This window comes from Mycoplasma zalophidermidis, assembly GCF_024742155.1.
Taxonomy (GTDB): Bacteria; Bacillota_I; Bacilli_A; order Mycoplasmatales; family Metamycoplasmataceae; genus Mycoplasmopsis; species Mycoplasmopsis zalophidermidis.
Genome location: NZ_JANSFS010000004.1, coordinates 62,159 through 79,281 on the forward strand (window position 1 = coordinate 62,159; position 17,123 = coordinate 79,281).

18 protein-coding genes are annotated in these 17,123 nt (G+C 30.1%); 15 read left to right on the forward strand and 3 right to left on the reverse strand.

The window, feature by feature from the left end; translation table 4 throughout:
- Positions 1-74 precede the first annotated feature (74 nt).
- The 14 genes from NW238_RS02610 (at position 75) to NW238_RS02675 (ending at position 12,212) form a co-directional block, all read left to right on the forward strand.
- Positions 75-1,091, forward strand: coding sequence for a nicotinate phosphoribosyltransferase (locus NW238_RS02610; protein WP_258451769.1), 1,017 nt, complete (start codon positions 75-77; stop codon positions 1,089-1,091).
- Positions 1,091-1,831, forward strand: coding sequence for a glycerol-3-phosphate 1-O-acyltransferase PlsY (plsY, locus tag NW238_RS02615; protein ID WP_216505540.1), 741 nt, complete (start codon positions 1,091-1,093; stop codon positions 1,829-1,831). The genes NW238_RS02610 and plsY overlap by 1 nt, the downstream gene beginning before the upstream one ends.
- A gap of 110 nt (positions 1,832-1,941) precedes the next feature.
- Entirely contained in the window at positions 1,942-2,505 is a 564-nt protein-coding gene (gene efp, locus NW238_RS02620) for an elongation factor P (RefSeq protein WP_258451770.1), read from the forward strand.
- Positions 2,505-2,807 carry an MMB_0454 family protein gene (locus tag NW238_RS02625; protein WP_216505542.1) on the forward strand — a complete coding sequence of 101 codons (303 nt, stop codon included), beginning with the start codon at positions 2,505-2,507 and terminating at the stop codon, positions 2,805-2,807. Before efp ends, NW238_RS02625 begins: the two co-directional genes overlap by 1 nt.
- Positions 2,808-2,853: 46 nt before the next feature.
- Positions 2,854-3,975 carry a tRNA 2-thiouridine(34) synthase MnmA gene (mnmA, locus tag NW238_RS02630; protein ID WP_216505543.1) on the forward strand — a complete coding sequence of 374 codons (1,122 nt, stop codon included), beginning with the start codon at positions 2,854-2,856 and terminating at the stop codon, positions 3,973-3,975.
- A gap of 8 nt (positions 3,976-3,983) precedes the next feature.
- Positions 3,984-6,602 carry an alanine--tRNA ligase gene (gene alaS, locus NW238_RS02635; RefSeq protein ID WP_258451771.1) on the forward strand — a complete coding sequence of 873 codons (2,619 nt, stop codon included), beginning with the start codon at positions 3,984-3,986 and terminating at the stop codon, positions 6,600-6,602.
- Positions 6,595-7,023 carry a Holliday junction resolvase RuvX gene (gene ruvX / locus NW238_RS02640; RefSeq protein ID WP_258451772.1) on the forward strand — a complete coding sequence of 143 codons (429 nt, stop codon included), beginning with the start codon at positions 6,595-6,597 and terminating at the stop codon, positions 7,021-7,023. The genes alaS and ruvX overlap by 8 nt, the downstream gene beginning before the upstream one ends.
- A complete protein-coding gene (locus NW238_RS02645; protein WP_258451773.1) occupies positions 7,023-7,727 on the forward strand; it encodes a BC85_0335 family putative methyltransferase in 705 nt (234 codons plus the stop codon). Before ruvX ends, NW238_RS02645 begins: the two co-directional genes overlap by 1 nt.
- A 60-nt stretch (positions 7,728-7,787) precedes the next feature.
- Positions 7,788-8,276: a transcription elongation factor GreA gene (gene greA, locus NW238_RS02650; RefSeq protein ID WP_171110936.1), complete on the forward strand. Its 489-nt coding sequence runs from the start codon at positions 7,788-7,790 to the stop codon at positions 8,274-8,276.
- A gap of 50 nt (positions 8,277-8,326) precedes the next feature.
- A complete protein-coding gene (locus tag NW238_RS02655; protein ID WP_258451774.1) occupies positions 8,327-8,998 on the forward strand; it encodes a deoxynucleoside kinase in 672 nt (223 codons plus the stop codon).
- A complete protein-coding gene (locus NW238_RS02660; RefSeq protein ID WP_216505549.1) occupies positions 8,998-9,669 on the forward strand; it encodes a deoxynucleoside kinase in 672 nt (223 codons plus the stop codon). The genes NW238_RS02655 and NW238_RS02660 overlap by 1 nt, the downstream gene beginning before the upstream one ends.
- 17 nt (positions 9,670-9,686) lie before the next feature.
- Positions 9,687-10,223, forward strand: a complete 537-nt coding sequence (hpt, locus tag NW238_RS02665) for a hypoxanthine phosphoribosyltransferase (RefSeq protein WP_216505550.1) — start codon at positions 9,687-9,689, stop codon at positions 10,221-10,223.
- Between the two features lie 223 nt (positions 10,224-10,446).
- The gene (locus NW238_RS02670; protein WP_216505551.1) at positions 10,447-11,271 is read left to right on the forward strand and encodes a DNA adenine methylase; all 825 of its coding nucleotides are present in this window, start codon (positions 10,447-10,449) and stop codon (positions 11,269-11,271) included.
- Between the two features lie 74 nt (positions 11,272-11,345).
- A complete protein-coding gene (locus NW238_RS02675) occupies positions 11,346-12,212 on the forward strand; it encodes a type II restriction endonuclease (RefSeq protein WP_216505552.1) in 867 nt (288 codons plus the stop codon).
- Between the two features lie 36 nt (positions 12,213-12,248).
- On the opposite strand, the gene NW238_RS02680 is transcribed toward NW238_RS02675, so the two are convergent.
- Positions 12,249-13,613, reverse strand: coding sequence for an FAD-dependent oxidoreductase (locus tag NW238_RS02680; RefSeq protein WP_216505553.1), 1,365 nt, complete (start codon positions 13,611-13,613; stop codon positions 12,249-12,251).
- Between the two features lie 1,183 nt (positions 13,614-14,796).
- On the opposite strand from NW238_RS02680, the gene NW238_RS02685 reads away from it, so the two are divergent.
- Complete coding sequence (locus tag NW238_RS02685; RefSeq protein WP_216505554.1) at positions 14,797-15,102, forward strand: hypothetical protein; 306 nt, start codon at positions 14,797-14,799, stop codon at positions 15,100-15,102.
- Positions 15,103-15,134: 32 nt separating this feature from the next.
- On the opposite strand, the gene argS is transcribed toward NW238_RS02685, so the two are convergent.
- Together argS and rpsO are read right to left on the reverse strand one after the other, a co-directional pair.
- A complete protein-coding gene (gene argS, locus NW238_RS02690; RefSeq protein ID WP_216567836.1) occupies positions 15,135-16,760 on the reverse strand; it encodes an arginine--tRNA ligase in 1,626 nt (541 codons plus the stop codon).
- Between the two features lie 69 nt (positions 16,761-16,829).
- Positions 16,830-17,096, reverse strand: a complete 267-nt coding sequence (gene rpsO / locus NW238_RS02695) for a 30S ribosomal protein S15 (protein ID WP_171110956.1) — start codon at positions 17,094-17,096, stop codon at positions 16,830-16,832.
- Positions 17,097-17,123 lie beyond the last annotated feature (27 nt).

The window sequence follows — 17,123 nt, forward strand, 5'->3', positions numbered from 1 at the left end:
AATTAAAAATAAAACTTTACTATTTGTCGTGGTAAAATTTAGCAACTTAATATTAATATAGATAGGAGAATAATATGAGCAATAAATACGATAAATATATTTCGAATTATTTTCATAAAACAGAAAAAATAATCGAAAAATACAATCCGAATAACATTATTCGTATGCAATTTTTCCAACGTAGAGATAATGTTCTTTTAGGTGGTATGGACGAAGTGCTAGAACTACTGAAAAATAACACAGATACGTCAAAATACACAATTAAATATCTCCCAGAAGGATCAATAGTGAATAATCTTGAGATTGTACTTGAACTAGTTGGAAATTATCAACTTTTCGGTAAATATGAAGGGATGATAGATGGAATTTTAACTCGTTCTTCGACACTTGCAACAAACATGCGTAATTGCGTATTGGCTGCAAAAGGTAAAGACGTAATATTTATGGGGGATCGCGCAGACCACTGAATGATGCAAGAAATTGATGGCAAGGCTGCGTATCTAGCCGGCTGCACGTCTATGTCAACAGAAGCTCAAAATGTTGTGGACTCTCAAAATGTATTCGGTTCGGTTCCTCATTGCTTAATTCAAAATTTTGCTGGCGATACCAGTGCTGCTATGAAAGCATATTCTGAAATGTTTCCAGAAGATAAAATTATTTCTTTGGTTGATTATCACAACAATGTTATACGCGAAGCACTTGATTCATATAAAACAATAGGAAAACACCTGTGAGGCGTAAGAATAGATACTTCAAAAAACATGAAGGACCATATGTTTGACAACGAACCTGACAATCCAGAATTTTATGGAGTCAACCCTGAACAAATTAAGAGATTGAGAATAGCTCTAGACCAAGCTGGTGCTAAACACGTTAAAATTGTTGTATCAAGTGGTTTCAACGCTGAAAAAATCACTAAGTTCGAAGCAGAAAATGCACCAGTAGATGCTTACGGTGTTGGTCAAAGCATTTTTAGACCATATGCTTCATTCTCAGCTGATGCAACTATGTTAAACAATCACAGAGAAGCTAAAGAAGGTCGCGGATATAGAAATAATAATAAATTAATTAAATTCAAAGGACAAAATTAATGATTAATTATCCTAAAGCGCTGATTGTGTGGCTTAGTATAATCGCCTTAAATCTCGCCCTATTGATATTTGGTTACATAATTGGTTCGTTTAATACAGCAATTATCTTAAGCAAAAAATTAAGAAACGATGATGTTAGAAATCACTTTTCGCAAAATGCCGGGGCAACCAATTCATTAAGAACTTATGGCAAAAAATTTGCATTAATTGTTTTTATTATCGACTTTATGAAAGTTTTAATCCCAAGCTTAATTTTCGCGACCCTACAAAACCATCTTTTTCGTGATTTTTCTGCAACACATTGAATGAGTCCGCAGTCAATTGGCTTAGGAGTAATTTTGGGTCACTGCTTCCCAATTTTCTTTAAATTCAAAGGTGGCAAAGGTGTCGCTTGCTCTTCTGCTTTCATCTTAAGTATTAACCCAGTTTTATGATTGATTGCCTTCGTTGTATTTTTTGCAACTGTTATCATTTCTAGAAAAGTTTCATTAGGTTCATTATTGACTGCCGGTATTATTGCTCCATTGGTTTTTATTCCATGATTCAGTCAGGGAATAACTGGTTATTGATTGAATTTTATTAATTTATCAAATTGCATTTCCCCTCAATGTTTACAACCTTATTGATTTGTATCAGCCGTATATTTCCTAATCGCTTCCATCTTAATTATTTATCTTCACAGAAGTAATATAAAAAGACTTATTAGTGGCACTGAATCACAACTTCAATTAAAAAAATAATCAACACTTTAAACATTTTTTTTAGTGTTGATTTTTATTTTTATAAGCAAAAACTGTTTTTATATTAAAATAGATACATATATTTAATAGTAATTAATTAGGAGATAACAATGATTAACGTAAATACATTTAAAGGTGGAATTACATTTGAAGACGAAGGTGAAATCTTTGTCGTTGTAGAAGCACAGCATTCAAAACAAGGACGTGGTCAAGCAAACGTTAAAGCAAAAGTCAAAAACTTAAGAACTGGAGCAATTACCATCAAATCTTACACTGGTGGAACAATGATTAAAAAAGCCCATATTGACAAACGTCCAATGAATTACCTATATTCAGACGGGGAAAACTTAATTTTAATGGATAACGAAACATATGAACAAGTAGAAATTCCATTGAGTCACGTTGAGTGAGAAATCAACTTTTTAAAAGAAGGGTCTTCAGTAAAAATTAGAAAATTTGAGGAAGAAATCCTTGACATCGAACTAGAATCATCAGTTACCTTAGAAGTAATTGAGGCACCAGACGCTGTAAAAGGAAATACAACGACAAACCCACAAAAAAGAGTTAAGGTTGAAACAGGTTTTGAATTAGACACTCCAATGTTTATTAAACAAGGCGATTTTATTTCTATCTCAACAGAAACTGGTAAATACCTAGGCAAAGGAAATAAATAATGAATTTTATAACCGTTTCTTTAGGATTAGGGCAAAGTTACTCTGTATCAGAAGAAACATTGCAACAACTAATTCAACAATGTGCTGACGATATAAATTTTTTGAAATTAGACGGGTCTCCAAGAATTATATTCAATAAAGACTTCTCTAATGCTTCTTTTATTATTGACATTAAGATTAAAAGAAACAAAAATTTAGGCGAGATTATTGAACAATTTTCAAAGGAATTTCAAACTCGTTTTGAAAGTTTAATAGATATAAAACCACAAAATCTAAGAGTGTGTTTTACAGGTAATTACTAATTACAACCAACCACTCAATGTGGTTGGCTTTATTTTTAGGGGGATTATGAAAAAAAGAAACAAAGTTATATTGGGAATGTCTGGTGGTGTTGATTCTTCGGTTGCGGCAAAGTTATTACTTGATCAAGGTTACGCTGTTGAAGGTTTATTTATGAGGAATTGAGATTCTTTTGTAAACAATGATTTTTTGGGAAATGAAAATATTTCGAAAGATATATGTCCTCAGGAACAAGATTTTCAAGATGCATTAAAAGTTGCTGATAAACTAGGTATAAAACTGCATAGAGTTGATTTTGTTCGCGAATATTGAGACAATGTGTTCGAAAATTTTATCGAAGAATACAAAAAAGGGCGTACACCAAATCCAGATATTTTATGTAACAAATTTATTAAATTTAAAGCTTTTGCGGACTATGCATTCAATGTACTAAAAGCCGATTTTATTGCGATGGGGCATTATGCAAAGGTTGAAAATGGACATTTATTTAGGGCCAAAGACAAAAATAAAGACCAAACATATTTTTTGGCTCAACTTACTAATCAACAACTATCAAAAGTGTTGATGCCACTAGCCGACTTCGAGAAATTACAAATTCGTGAAATAGCAACCGAACTTGGTTTAGCAACCGCTAATAAAAAAGATTCGACAGGAATATGTTTTATTGGGGAACGAAATTTCACCATGTTCCTTCAAAACTATATACCGGCACAGCCTGGAAATATAGTTGAAATCAAAACTAATAAAGTGGTGGGCAGACATGATGGATGTTATTATTACACACTAGGTCAACGTAAAGGACTAAATCTTGGTGGAATGACCGAACCACACTATGTATGTGGTCATAATGTTAAAGAAAATATTTTGTATGTGGCTCCAGCCAGTGACATCTCATATTTAGAATCAGATTCACTATTAGCAAGCGGACTTACACTTAACAATGAAGAATATAATCCATTAAATTTAACTGCCAAATTCAGATATAGACAACAAGATATTCCGGTATCTATTGAATTATTACCCAATAAAGAAATAAAAGTTTTTTACCCTTCCAAATCTCAAGCAGTCACCCCTGGTCAACAAGTTGTTATTTATGATGGCGATAAATGTTTGGGTGGAGCAACAATTGAAAAAATTTATTTAAATAATATTGAAAAAAACTACGTATAGGAGAAATCATGAACTCAAAAGAAATAAGACAAAAATGACTAAAATTCTTTGAATCAAAGGATCATTTAATTGTTGAAAGTAAAAGTTTAATTCCTGTCAACGACCCGTCTCTTTTATGAATTAACTCAGGAGTAGCTACGCTTAAAGATTATTTCAGTGGTAAAAAAATACCACCAAAAAAACGTTTAACAAACTCTCAAAAAGCAATCAGAACAAATGACATCGAGAATGTTGGCGTAACATCTAGACATCATACATTTTTTGAAATGTTAGGTAACTTCAGTATTGGAGATTATTTCAAAAAAGAAGCAATTGAATATGCTTATGAATTTTTAACAAAAGAACTTAAATTATCTTTAGAAAATCTATATTTTACATATTTTGAAGAAGATTTAGAAACTAGAGATAAATGGCTTTCTCTTGGTATTAAACCGTCACACCTAATCAAAGGGACAAGAGATACTAACTTTTGAGATGTTGGATCTGGGCCTTGTGGGCCTTGTACCGAAATTTTTTATGACCGCGGACCAAAATATGATCAAAGAGGCATTGAATTGCTTCAACAAGACATTGAAAATGACAGATATATAGAAATTTGAAATGTTGTTTTTAGTCAATTCAATAACGAGGGCGATAATAAATATACTGAATTAGCACAGAAAAATATTGATACTGGTGCCGGTTTTGAGCGTATAGTTTCAATTATGCAAGATGCCCCTACAAACTATGATTCTGATTTATTTTTAAATATTATTCACGAAATAGAAAAATATACAAAATACCGTTATGATATAAACAACTATTTCACAAAAGAACAAGAACAACGCGAAATTAATACTTGTTTCAAAATAATTGCAGACCACATTAGAACAGTTGCAAACGCATTAGCTGATGGAGAAGGTGTTTCTAACGTTGGAAGAGGTTATATTATCAGAAGATTGATTAGAAGATCTATATATAAAGGAATGCAATTAGGCATTAAAGGAATATTTTTAAATAAATTAGTACCCGTTGTACGAGAATCACTGCCTTTTGTTTATGATGTAAATCCAGTAATGAAAGCAATTAAAGATGAAGAAGAAATTTTTGCTAAAACTATTGAAAATGGGAAGTCATTGTTGGAAAATTACATAGAAAAAGGTATAAAAACTTTTGATGGTGGTATCGCTTTTAATTTATTAGAAACATACGGTTTTCCAATTGAATTAACCGTAGAAATACTGGCGAATAAAGGGATAACCGTTGATATGGATGCTTTTGCTAAAGCAAAAGAAAAACACGCTGAGGCGAGTCGTGGAAATAAATTAAACGGTATGGAAAAAGCTATAAATTCCCTTTCTCTAATCAAACAAAAAATATCTGAATTCGTAGGTTACGATTTTACTCAATACAAGTCTGCTATTGTCGAATTATTAGATACTGAAAATCGCATATCATCAGCCGATGGTGTTTCATATGTTGTTTTAGATAAAACACCATTTTATGCCACTAGCGGTGGACAAAAGCACGATGAAGGATACATGCTACAAGACGGTAATAAAATTAAAATTATCGATGTATTCAAGGATAAATTTGGCAACCACATCCACGTTGTTAAAGGGAAAATAAATATTAATCAACCGCTAGAGTGTTTCGTAGATGAATATGTAAGATTAAACTGTGCCCGCAATCACTCGGCAACGCACCTAATGTTTTCAGTACTTAGAAAAGTATTGGGTCCTCAAATTAAACAATTAGGTTCTGATATTACTGAACAAAGATTTACATTTGACTTCCCGGGCGATAATAAACCAACCGATGAACAAATCTCGGAAATTGAAAATCAAATGAAGGCAATCATTGACAAAGATATTAAAAGAGAATATATTATTTCAACAATTGAACAAGCTAAAAATTTACATGCAGTTATGACCATCGAAGAGGATCAATACATGGATCCTAAGTGTGTCAGAATTGTTAAATGAGGCGACGTTACAAGCGATTTATGTGGTGGAACGCACTTGTCGCATTCTTCTATATTAGAAAACTTCAAGATTACAAATTGTGACAAAAAACAAGCCGGAGTTTATCGTTTTAGAGTAGTTACTTCTAATAAATTGGTTAACGAATGATTAAATGAGCAAATCTCAGCAACAACTGAAGAATTAAACAATATTATTGCTAAAATTAAAAATCTTGACCAAACATATGAATTATCGATACCAAACTCAAACAATCTTGAGGATAATCTAAAACAACTGAAAATATGTATCGAACAAGCAAGAGAAGACTATAAGCAAATTTCAAAATCGAAATCTAATATCGAATTCGATTTTGACTCAATTGAATTTGAAAACGTTAATGGTTCAAATATTTACTTCAATGAAAATATAGATTCTAGCCAAATTAAAATAATTGCGTCAACATTGCGTGAAAAATATCCGCAAAACCACATAATTCTTGCCTCTATTGGAACCGAACAAACACTGTTAGCTATCGCGTCAAAAACAAAAGATTCAAATAAAATATTTAAAAATGTAGCAAATAGACTTAATGGTCGCGGTGGTGGATCGGCAATTTTAGCCATGGGTAAAATTAATAATTCAAATAAATTAAAAGACATAATTTTAGAGGAATTTAATGCGTAAAATCGCTTTAGACCTAGGTACTAAAACTTGTGGATTTGCCATAACCGACTCTTCAGCAATTATCGCAACCAGTTTAGAGACTATTAGGTTTGACGAAAATAATTTCAATATTGTCATTGAGAAAATAAAGGAATTTCTCTTAAAATACGAAGATACTGATTCTATAATTGTTGGTTATCCATTAAGAAGTAATGGCGCTAAAAGTGAGCGAACAATTATGGTTGAAGAATTCGCCCTATCACTAAAATCCATTTTTGACCAAAATATCTTTTTAGTAAATGAATATGGAACAACAATCAAAGCCGAAAAAACATTGAAATCTGCAAAAATAAGCATTAAAAAACGAAAAGAAATCAAAGATACATTATCAGCAGTAATTATTTTGCAGGATTTTTTGGATTACGGAGGAAAGAGGTTGTAATGACAGGAAAGAAAATAATGTTGCCTGATTGAGCAACATGATTACTATTTTCTTCTATGATTATTGTTGCTATAGCCGGTGTGGGAACATGATTTTGGTCTAGATGAAAAGTCAAAAAAATTCAAGCCCAACAATCTAACGAGGAAGAAAAACAACGTAAATTAGAGATTTTGCAAAAACGTGGCGACGATCTTGGAACCTTACCATACGATTTAAAAGATTTTTTTGGTTCACGTGCTCAAGATTGAGATTTAGAAAGCTGAATTAACACCATTTTTTTAAATGATTACAAAAATGTACTGATAGTAAATAAAAACACAGAATACGAATTAGCTGTATTAATGTTGAAAACGAAGGCTAATATATTTGAAATTCAAAACAATATTAATATTAATTTATGGAACAAAGCAGTCTTAAATTTTCCACAATATTTTAACCGGAAATGCGAAATTAAAACAGAAGCTGAACTTCGCAGCCTTTCGATGAATTTAGTTTTAGCAAATAATAGTTTAATAGAGTCATTTGACCTATTCAATACATATTTCAATATGTTAGATAAAAACGGAATGTTAATTATTAGACTTGACAATAAAAAAGATAAAAGTTTTAAAAGTCTTTTGAAGAATTTAAAACAATCGTTAATACCTTTTGAACTAACGACTGTAAATTCGAAATTCATCTATATAGTTAAAAAAAATAATTAAATTGAATAAATAGTTGAACAACTTGATAAAATAAAATAACTAATTTAAAGGAGCAAAAATATGACAAATAAAAAAGAAGAAGAGATTTATTTAGCTCAGGAAACGCTTGATAAATATAAATCGGAGTATCACGAACTTGTAAATGTTAAAAGACCAGAAGTGCAGGCGGCTCTTAAAGAAGCTCGTGCGCAAGGTGACCTTTCAGAAAATGCCGAATACGATGCAGCTAGAGAAATGCAGGGTATTGTTGAGGCAAGAATCCGTGAATTAGAAGCAATTATTGAAAGAGCTGTTGTTATTACTAATGACGAAAGCAGAAGTTCTTCAAAAATTGGAGTTGGTGCAACTGTTACATACGAAAAAGTAGACACCAAAGAAATAAAAACAGTAACAATTATGGGTATTCACGATAGTGACCCTTTAAATGGAAAAATTTCAAATGAATCAGCACTAGCATTGGCGTTGGCCGATGGTAAAGTTGGTCAAATAGTTGAAGTTGACGCAATAACTAAATACAATATAAAAATAATAGATGTGGAATATAAGTAATTTAGGTTACTTTTTTTCATTAAATTTTAGAAAAAAAATAGGGAGAAAATATGTTAATAGGAATAAGCGGAATGATTGGGAGCGGTAAAAGTGTCCTAACAAAAAAATTGATGAATCACTACAAATCATCAATGTTATTAAAAGAATTTGAAGAGGATGATGAAGTATTCAATCAATTTTTAGAATGATTGTACAATAAAACACCAAACCTAACAATAGGTTTTCAATCTTATGTTGTTGAAAACCACACATCAAAATTAGCCGATTTGTTTGATGAATTCAATAAATTGGGCAAAAAACATAACAAAGATCATATATTTTTAGATCGTTTCAGTATTGAACACTATATATTTGCTAGTGTTAATCTTTCATCGAAAGGACCTAAATACATGAAGGGTTATGATTCATTATTTACACATTTAATTACCAAAGATGAAACACCTGATTTAGCTATTTATTTAGATATGACCTTTGAAACATTCAAAAAACGCTTATTCTCGCGTGGCAGAAACGTCGAAACAGATAATTACGCAGCAAACGAAGCATATTTTAGAGAATTACATAGCGTATATCGCGAAACCTTTGAACGTCAAGCTAAAAAATTTAATATGGATTACATAATTCTTGATACGAATAATATGTCAGAACAAGAAGTTTTTGAAGCAACTATTAAAATCATAGAAGAATTTGATTTCAGCAAGAAGGAACGTTTTAATAAATAATGGTTATAGGTATTAGTGGAATGATAGGTAGCGGCAAAAGTACTTTAGCAAAAGGATTAAACAACCACTACAAAAATTCAATATTATTGGAGGAATTTGAGGAAAACGATCCTGTTTTCAACACATTTCTGAGATGATTTTATGAACAAAAACAAAATATAGATATAGGTTTTCAATCTTTCATTATTGAAAGTTTGTCTGATTCATTTCAAAAATGCGTCAATAAATTCAATGAAAATAAATTAAACTGAAAAACTGATCATATATTTTTAGATAGATTTAATTTAGAGCATTATATTTTTGCAGTTATGACTCTAAAGACAAAAAAACCTAAATATTTAAAAGGTTTCGACGCAATGTTTAGAAACTTAATCGATCCAAATGAAAATCCTGATTTAGCGATTTATATTGATATAAATTTTGACACTTTTAAAGAAAGAATAACAAAAAGAGGCCGTAAATCAGAAATTGATAACTATGAACAGAACGAAGAATATTTTAAAGAATTACATGCCTTATACAAGGATTTATTCGTAAACTTGATGAAGTCATTTAATATTCCCTTTGCTGTAATAGATTCCAACGGCAAAAACGACATACAAATTTTGGGCGAAGCAATTGAAATCATTGAAAAATTCAATTTTAGTAAATCTAAACGTTATAATTACTAATAAGATAGCGAGCAAAAATGGATCAAAGATTTACTAAAATACTACTAACTAGAGATGAAATTGAATCTAAAATCAAAGAAATGGCCAATTGAGTCAATGAAACTTATAAAGATTCGACCAATTTAATTCTAGTCGGTTTATTGAAAGGGGCGGTACCTTTTTTAGCACAATTAATTAAAGATATAACCGTGGAGAACGAAGTTGCTTTTATGATAGCATCTAGTTATGAAGGGGGAAGCGCTTCAACTGGTAATGTTAAAATCGTAATGGATTTAGAAACTGACATTGAAGGTAGAGATGTATTAATCGTTGAAGATATTATAGATTCTGGTATTACACTACAAAAAATAAGTACAATGTTAAAAAATAGACACCCTAAGAGTTACCGTATAATCACTTTATTAGACAAACCCCACAATCGTAAAGTTAATTTAAAACCAGATAAGGCAGCATTTGTTGTTCCTGATAAGTTTTTGGTAGGATATGGACTTGATTACGAAGAGAAATTCAGAGGAGCACCTTTTGTTGGGGTTTTTGACCCAAATAAAAAATAATTTCTAGAAATAGCATCGTCTTTATGATGCTGTTTTATTTTTAAATCGAACAAATATATAGCCAGAAGGCATTGTTAGTTATAACAACAAAATTTACTAGTATTAGTTTATTAACAGTTAATTTCGTCAAATTTATTTAAAAATAAAATTTTCAACTCACTATATGTATAAATAGAAATATTTTGTTTTTTTTATATAATGTAATTATTAAAAAGAGGTGAATATGAAACCATTTGTTAAATGAGCTGGGGGCAAGGCTAAATTAATACCTAAAATAAAGTCCAAAATGCCAACTAAATATAATAAATATATAGAACCATTCGTCGGGGGCGGAGCTCTTTTTTTTCATATTCAACCGAAAGACTTTATTATAAATGACATAAATAGTGAATTAATTGATACATACAAATGCTTCACAAATAAAAGAGATTACAATGGACTTATTAAAATTTTAGAAAATCACGCGCAAAACCATAATGATGAATATTTCTATGAAATAAGAAATCTTGATAGAGATTCTAATTTTTCATTACTCACAAGACCAGAAAGAGCGGCCAGACTCATCTACCTTAATAAATCTTGTTTTAATGGTTTATATCGTGTAAATAAAAATGGTTTTTTCAATGTGCCTTCAGGCAAAAAGAATATTGTTAAGCTTTTTGACAACGAAAATTTCGATTCAATATATAGATTGCTAAACGGAAAAAATAAATATATTTATAACACCGATTTTGAAAAAGTGCTGAAACTAGCTCAAACTGGAGATTTTGTCTATTTAGACCCACCATATGCAAATTTAAATGAACGTAAATCTTTTACTTCATATACTAAAGACAACTTTTATATCAAGGACCAAATTAGACTGAAAAACATTGTTGATTCATTGACAAAAAAAGATGTAAAAGTCATGATTAGCAACCATGGTTCAGATTTTATTAAGGAATTATTCAAGGATTACATTATAGAAACCATTTACGTGAAGAGATTAATAGGTTCAAACGTTAATACTCGCAAAGATGTAGAAGAAGTTTTAATAACTAACTATTAATTTATGATAAAAAAGTTTTTTCCGCGCTTATATTTTAAATACGCTTAATAATTTTTGAACAAATAAGGAGTAAAATGAAACTTAAATTTGAAGATTGACTAAAAACATTTAAATCTGTATTGTTCTCATATGACTATTTTGTTGATTTTCCTAAAGTTCGCAGCAATGTAAATAAGATAAATAATGAATTAAGTAAAATGAATTCCTTAATAGGTTCCAAAAACATCGAGGAAGATTTTAGGAAAATAATTCTAAATAATCCAAGATTAGTTGAAATTTTACCGATATTATTAGCAAAAAGAATAAAACATAATGAATGCATAGAAGTGTCAAATGGAAGAAAAATATATTTTAATAAATTTGAAAGTGAAAATCTTCAAAATTACGTAGATTTGATGAATAAAACAGGATTTTTTAAAATTTTAGAACGTAAAGAAATTACAAATATTAAAGATTATGTTTTTGGTCTTGAAGTGGGTTTGGACAGTAACGCTCGAAAAAATCGAGTTGGAAAATTAATGGAAGAGCTTGTTGAAAATTCATTAATAAATTTTGGCTATGCTATTAATGAAAATTTATTTAAACAAACAACTTTGTCAAATCTTGGTGTAGAAATTAATAACAAAAATATACAAAATAAGAAAAAATTTGATTTCATTGTTTTCGACAATGGAATTTACTATGGCATAGAGTGTAATTTTTACAGCTCAGGTGGCTCAAAATTAAATGAAACCGCAAGAAGTTATAAAAATATTGCTATTGAAACAGCGAATGAAGAAAAATTCAGATTCGTTTGAATTACTGATGGAGTTGGTTGAAAAACAGCGAAAAATGCATTGAAAGAAACTTATGAAGCCACAGATTCAGTCTTCAATATTGAAGATATCAAGCAAAAATTACTTGTTGCTTATTTTAAAAATAAACAATTGTTAAAAAAATAAAATTCAGACACTGCCTGAATTTTATTTTATTTATTTTTATTTTTTGTAGTTTAATCCTAATGCTTGTAGCATAGGCATTAAGAAAAAGTTAAATGGTTTGTTAAAGTGTGGTAAGAAGAACACGTCTGTTAAAGCAATTTCAGGTAATGTTAAACCTTTTTGAATTGCTAGCGCAAACATATAAACAGTTTCTGCGTGTACTGTGTTTCCTCATGAACCTAATTGAACACCTAATAATTTCATTGTTTCTTTGTCATAAACAATAGTACATGCAACTTTTTCAGCATCGTGCATAAATTCAGGTTTGTCCATGTCTGATCAGTGAACTGAAGCAGCGTTTTCAAAGCCGTTAGCTTTAGCCATTTCTTCAGTGAAACCGGTTCCGGCATAGTGGCAACCAAATACATTAATAGCGTTAGTACCAGCAACACCCGGGAATGGAACATTAACACCCGCCATGTGTAAAGCTGCAACTATACCTGATTTAACAGCGTTTGTAGCCAAGGCAACGTGTCTATTGTCCCCTGTTACAACGTGTTTTAGGGCACATGAATCACCTAATGCATAAATGTTTTCATCTGAAACTGATCTTTGGAATTCATCAACAACAATCGCTCCATTAGCAATCTTTTCAACATCTAACACTTCTGTTCTAGGTTTGAAACCAATGCACATTACTACTAGATCTGCTTTATATTCGCCTTTATCAGTAACTACAGATGAAACGTCTTTACCATTTTTAGACTTAAATTCTACTACCTTTTCGCCTAAAGCTAGTTTAACGCCATCTTTAGCCATATTTTGTTCCATTACCGATGTAAATTCTTGACCGAAGTAATTACATGCGACTCTTGAATTAATGTCAATTAATGTAACTTTTTTTCCTTTAATATGGAATGCTTCAACTAGTTCAACACCGATGTAGCCAGCCCCAACAATAATTACATCCTTAACTTTTGAATCATTTGCATATTCAATAAGCTTTTGTGCGTGTTGATAAAGTTTTGATAAAACAATGTTATTGTAATCAATACCTTTAATTTTTGGTTCGACAGGTCAAGTACCACCAGCAAATACTAATTTGTCGTATTTATCTGTAAATGTCTTTCCATCAGCTAAATTAACAACGGTAACAGTTTTATTTGCCTTATCAATTCCGATAACTTCATGGTTAGTCTTTAAATTAACCCCATAGTCGTTTTTCAAAATTTCAGGCGATGAATAGAATAAACCACCAGGTTCATTAAATTCGCCTGCCACTCATACTGCAATCCCACATCCTAAAAATGATGTGTTTGTGTTTCTGTCATAAGCAGTAATTTCTGCATCTTTATTAACTGTTTTTAATGTTCTAATAAAAGATGTTCCGGCATGGTTAGCTCCAACAATAATAATTTTCATAATTTTCCTTTCATAAATATAAATATTTATACTTAAATTATATAAAACGTTAGAAATTGAAAACATAAAAAAGCAAAAAAATGGTATAGAAAATATATTCTTATTTATAACTGTGGAAAAATATGAAAACCGTATCATTCCATTATTGATGAAGTGCTTTATTCTCATTAGAATTTACTTAAATTAATTTTGATTTTTAAAAATAAAAAAATTAACATTTCATCTATATATAAAAATAATATTTTTTTAATAATGATTAGTAAAAAGGTGCATTACAATCTTGTCTAAGATCATATATTATCTTTTTTTATATATCAATATTTTTTATTAAATTACGTCATTCATCCAAAGTTATCAATGCACTTATCCTCATATTAATCTATACGACTGTGTTCAAGCAAATTTTGAAATACCGACCGAATTTAAGAGAAACTTTATAAGTCTATATATTTTTTAAGTATAACCTTTTGATAAACTCAAGGCCTAGTTATTTTTTAAAAGAGATGCAAATTACACTTCTGGATATTTCGTTATTTTATCCCCTCTTTTGATGTTTATCTAAGCAACAAAACTCGAGCAACAAAAATTCAAAAAGTTATATTACTACTAATCCACATTAAACTATAATATTAATGTGAATTACATAATAATTTATCTTTTAAATGCAAATTTTGAAAGAACAATAACTCAGTGGTCCCTAACTCACATAATAATCATAATTACTGGTTTTACTATTGCAATAGCCTTTGCTTTATTTATTGATGCAAATCTCAAAAACCAAAGAATAGTAATTACAACAGTGTCTTGGCTTTTTATTATTACAGAAATTTTAAAATGAGTTTGCAAACAAGCATATGTTGAAAATGGGTCTTTAAAATGATACTCCCATCTAAATTATTTTCCATTTTACATATGTTCAATCTTACTATTCTTAGGTGTTATTTACACTGTTATTTGAACAAAGGAATTTCACAATTTTATTATCAAATTTATTGCACCGTTTTATTCTCTTTTTGGGTGGTCAATGATAATCGGTATCGATTCAATTGTGACAAACAACATTTTTACCTTTTGACACAGTATAGTGTACCATTCGTTAATGGGAATTATTGGTTTTTGATTAATTTTGCGCAAAGCAGTAAAATTAAATGTCATAAATATTTTAATTAGTTGTGGTATATGAATGGGGTGAATAATATTAGCTACCTACTTAAATATATTTCAACATATGCTTGAACAAAAAAACTTAATTAGACATACCTGAAATATGTTTGTTTCATCTCCATATGAATCACCATTATTTGGAATAGAAATAATGAACCAATTATTAAAATGAAATTCCAACCCTTGATTTCTAAATCCATTTTGGATTTGAATGGGAATTTCAATTGGTGCTATCATGCTATGATTTTTTACTGCCACACTTAGATTTATGTATGATAAGATAAATAAGGTTGTTTTTAAATTGAATAAAAATCAACATCTCTAGCAACAAGATGTTGATTTTTATTTTGAAAATTATTATATTTTGTGTGGAATTGAAATTCCCAATAATTTCATTGAATTTTCCAATACAATGTTAACTGACTTCACTAGTGCTAGAGCACTTGTTTGGTCTTTTTTATCAATTATTTTTTCGGTATTTGAATATCATGAGTTAAATTCTTTTGCTAATTTGATTGCATACTGAGTTAGCAGGTTCGTAACTAATTTATCAGCAGATTTTTCGATAATTTCGGGAAATTCTAACAATGTTGAAATCAATTTAATGTCTGCTTCCTCATCATATCCTTGAGCAACTAAATTTAGCTCACTGGCATTAGCTTTTTCAAGCAACGCAAATGCTCGAGCATTTGAATATTGTACTAAAAATGAAGGGTTATCATTTGTTTTGGTTGTCGCCAAGTCAATATCGAAATCAAGTTTGGTATTTGTTGTACGATCTAACAAGATAAATCTTGCTGAGTCACTGCCAACCAAATCTATAAATTCACGCAATCAAAAACTGGTTCCTTTACGTTTTGACATCTTAAATTCTTCACCATTTTTGATTAAACGGACGAGTTGCATACATAAAACAATCAATTTGTCTGAATCGTGACCTAAATTTTTCATAGCTGATTCCATTCTTTTGACATAACCTGAGTGATCAGCTCCCCAAACATTTAATATGACAGGATCTTTTCCGTTAGAATTAAATTTAATATTATGGTAAGCAATATCTGGTAAAAAGTAAGTGTATGACCCATCACTTTTAATTAATACTCTATCTTTATCATCACCATCTAAGGTTGTTTTTAACCACAAGGCGCCATCCTTGGTATAGGTGTTTTTCAATTTATTTAATGTGTGTTTAATTAATTGACTATTATTTGTATAAAGTGATTTTTCACTGAAGTATTTGTCAAAATATACATTAAATCTAGCTAAATCATGTCTAATTTGACTTAAAAATAACGTAACACTCTCTTGTTTAAAAATATCTAAAACTTCATTTTCCAATTTAGTGTTCTTATATTTATTACCAAACTGGTTCTTGAATTCATTTGCGGCTCATATAATATCTTCCCCAAAATATGCATCTTCAGGCATCTGAAAATCAGGATTAAATATTTGTTGGTAACGTGCGAAAACACTTTGTGCTAATAAATTAATTTGATTACCAGCATCATTAATATAATATTCTCTAGTTACATTTAGACCGCTGAATTCACAAATATTGGCAATAGTAGAACCTATTGCAGCATTTCTCGCATGTCCAACATGCATAAAACCAGTTGGGTTTGCAGAAACTCACTCAATATTGATATTGCCGTCTCTATTTCCTCTTCCATAATCCTGACCAAGTTCGAGAATTTGATTTACCCCATCAACAAAACTAGATTTTTTAATGAAAAAATTAATAAATCCTGGACCTGCTATTTCAATATTTGATATACCCAGTTCGTTTTTGTGGTCATTTATTTTTTCAACTATTTTTTGCGCTAAATCTAAAGGTTTAATTCCTTTGTTACCCATCGCCATATTAGTTGTCAAATCGCCATGGTCTTTAGGTTCAATTAGAACTACTTCACGGCTAATTTTTAATTCTTTTGCAACTTTGCTCAATTCTGTTAATAATAAATCTTTAATTTGTGTTTTAGTCATAGTTTTCATTATACTTTCTATATTTATAAATTTTAATAAAAAACTCGCAGAAGCGAGTCTTTTTTTGAACTATTTTCTTAAGTTTAGTTCTGTTAATGCTTTGCTGTATAAATCGAAGTCGTCTTTTTTAAGTTTTGCTAATAAAACACGACGTTTTGAAATTTTAGCCAAGAAACCACGACGTGAATGGTTATCTTTAGGGTTGTTTGCAAAGTGTTGTTTTAAATCTTCAATTTCAGCTGTCAAGATAGCAATTTGCACAAATGAACTACCAGTATCTTTAGCATTTTTTCCGTATTTAGCAACTAATTCTGCCTTTTGGTTTTTTGTAATCATAATAATCTCCTTTATTATGTTTTGTCC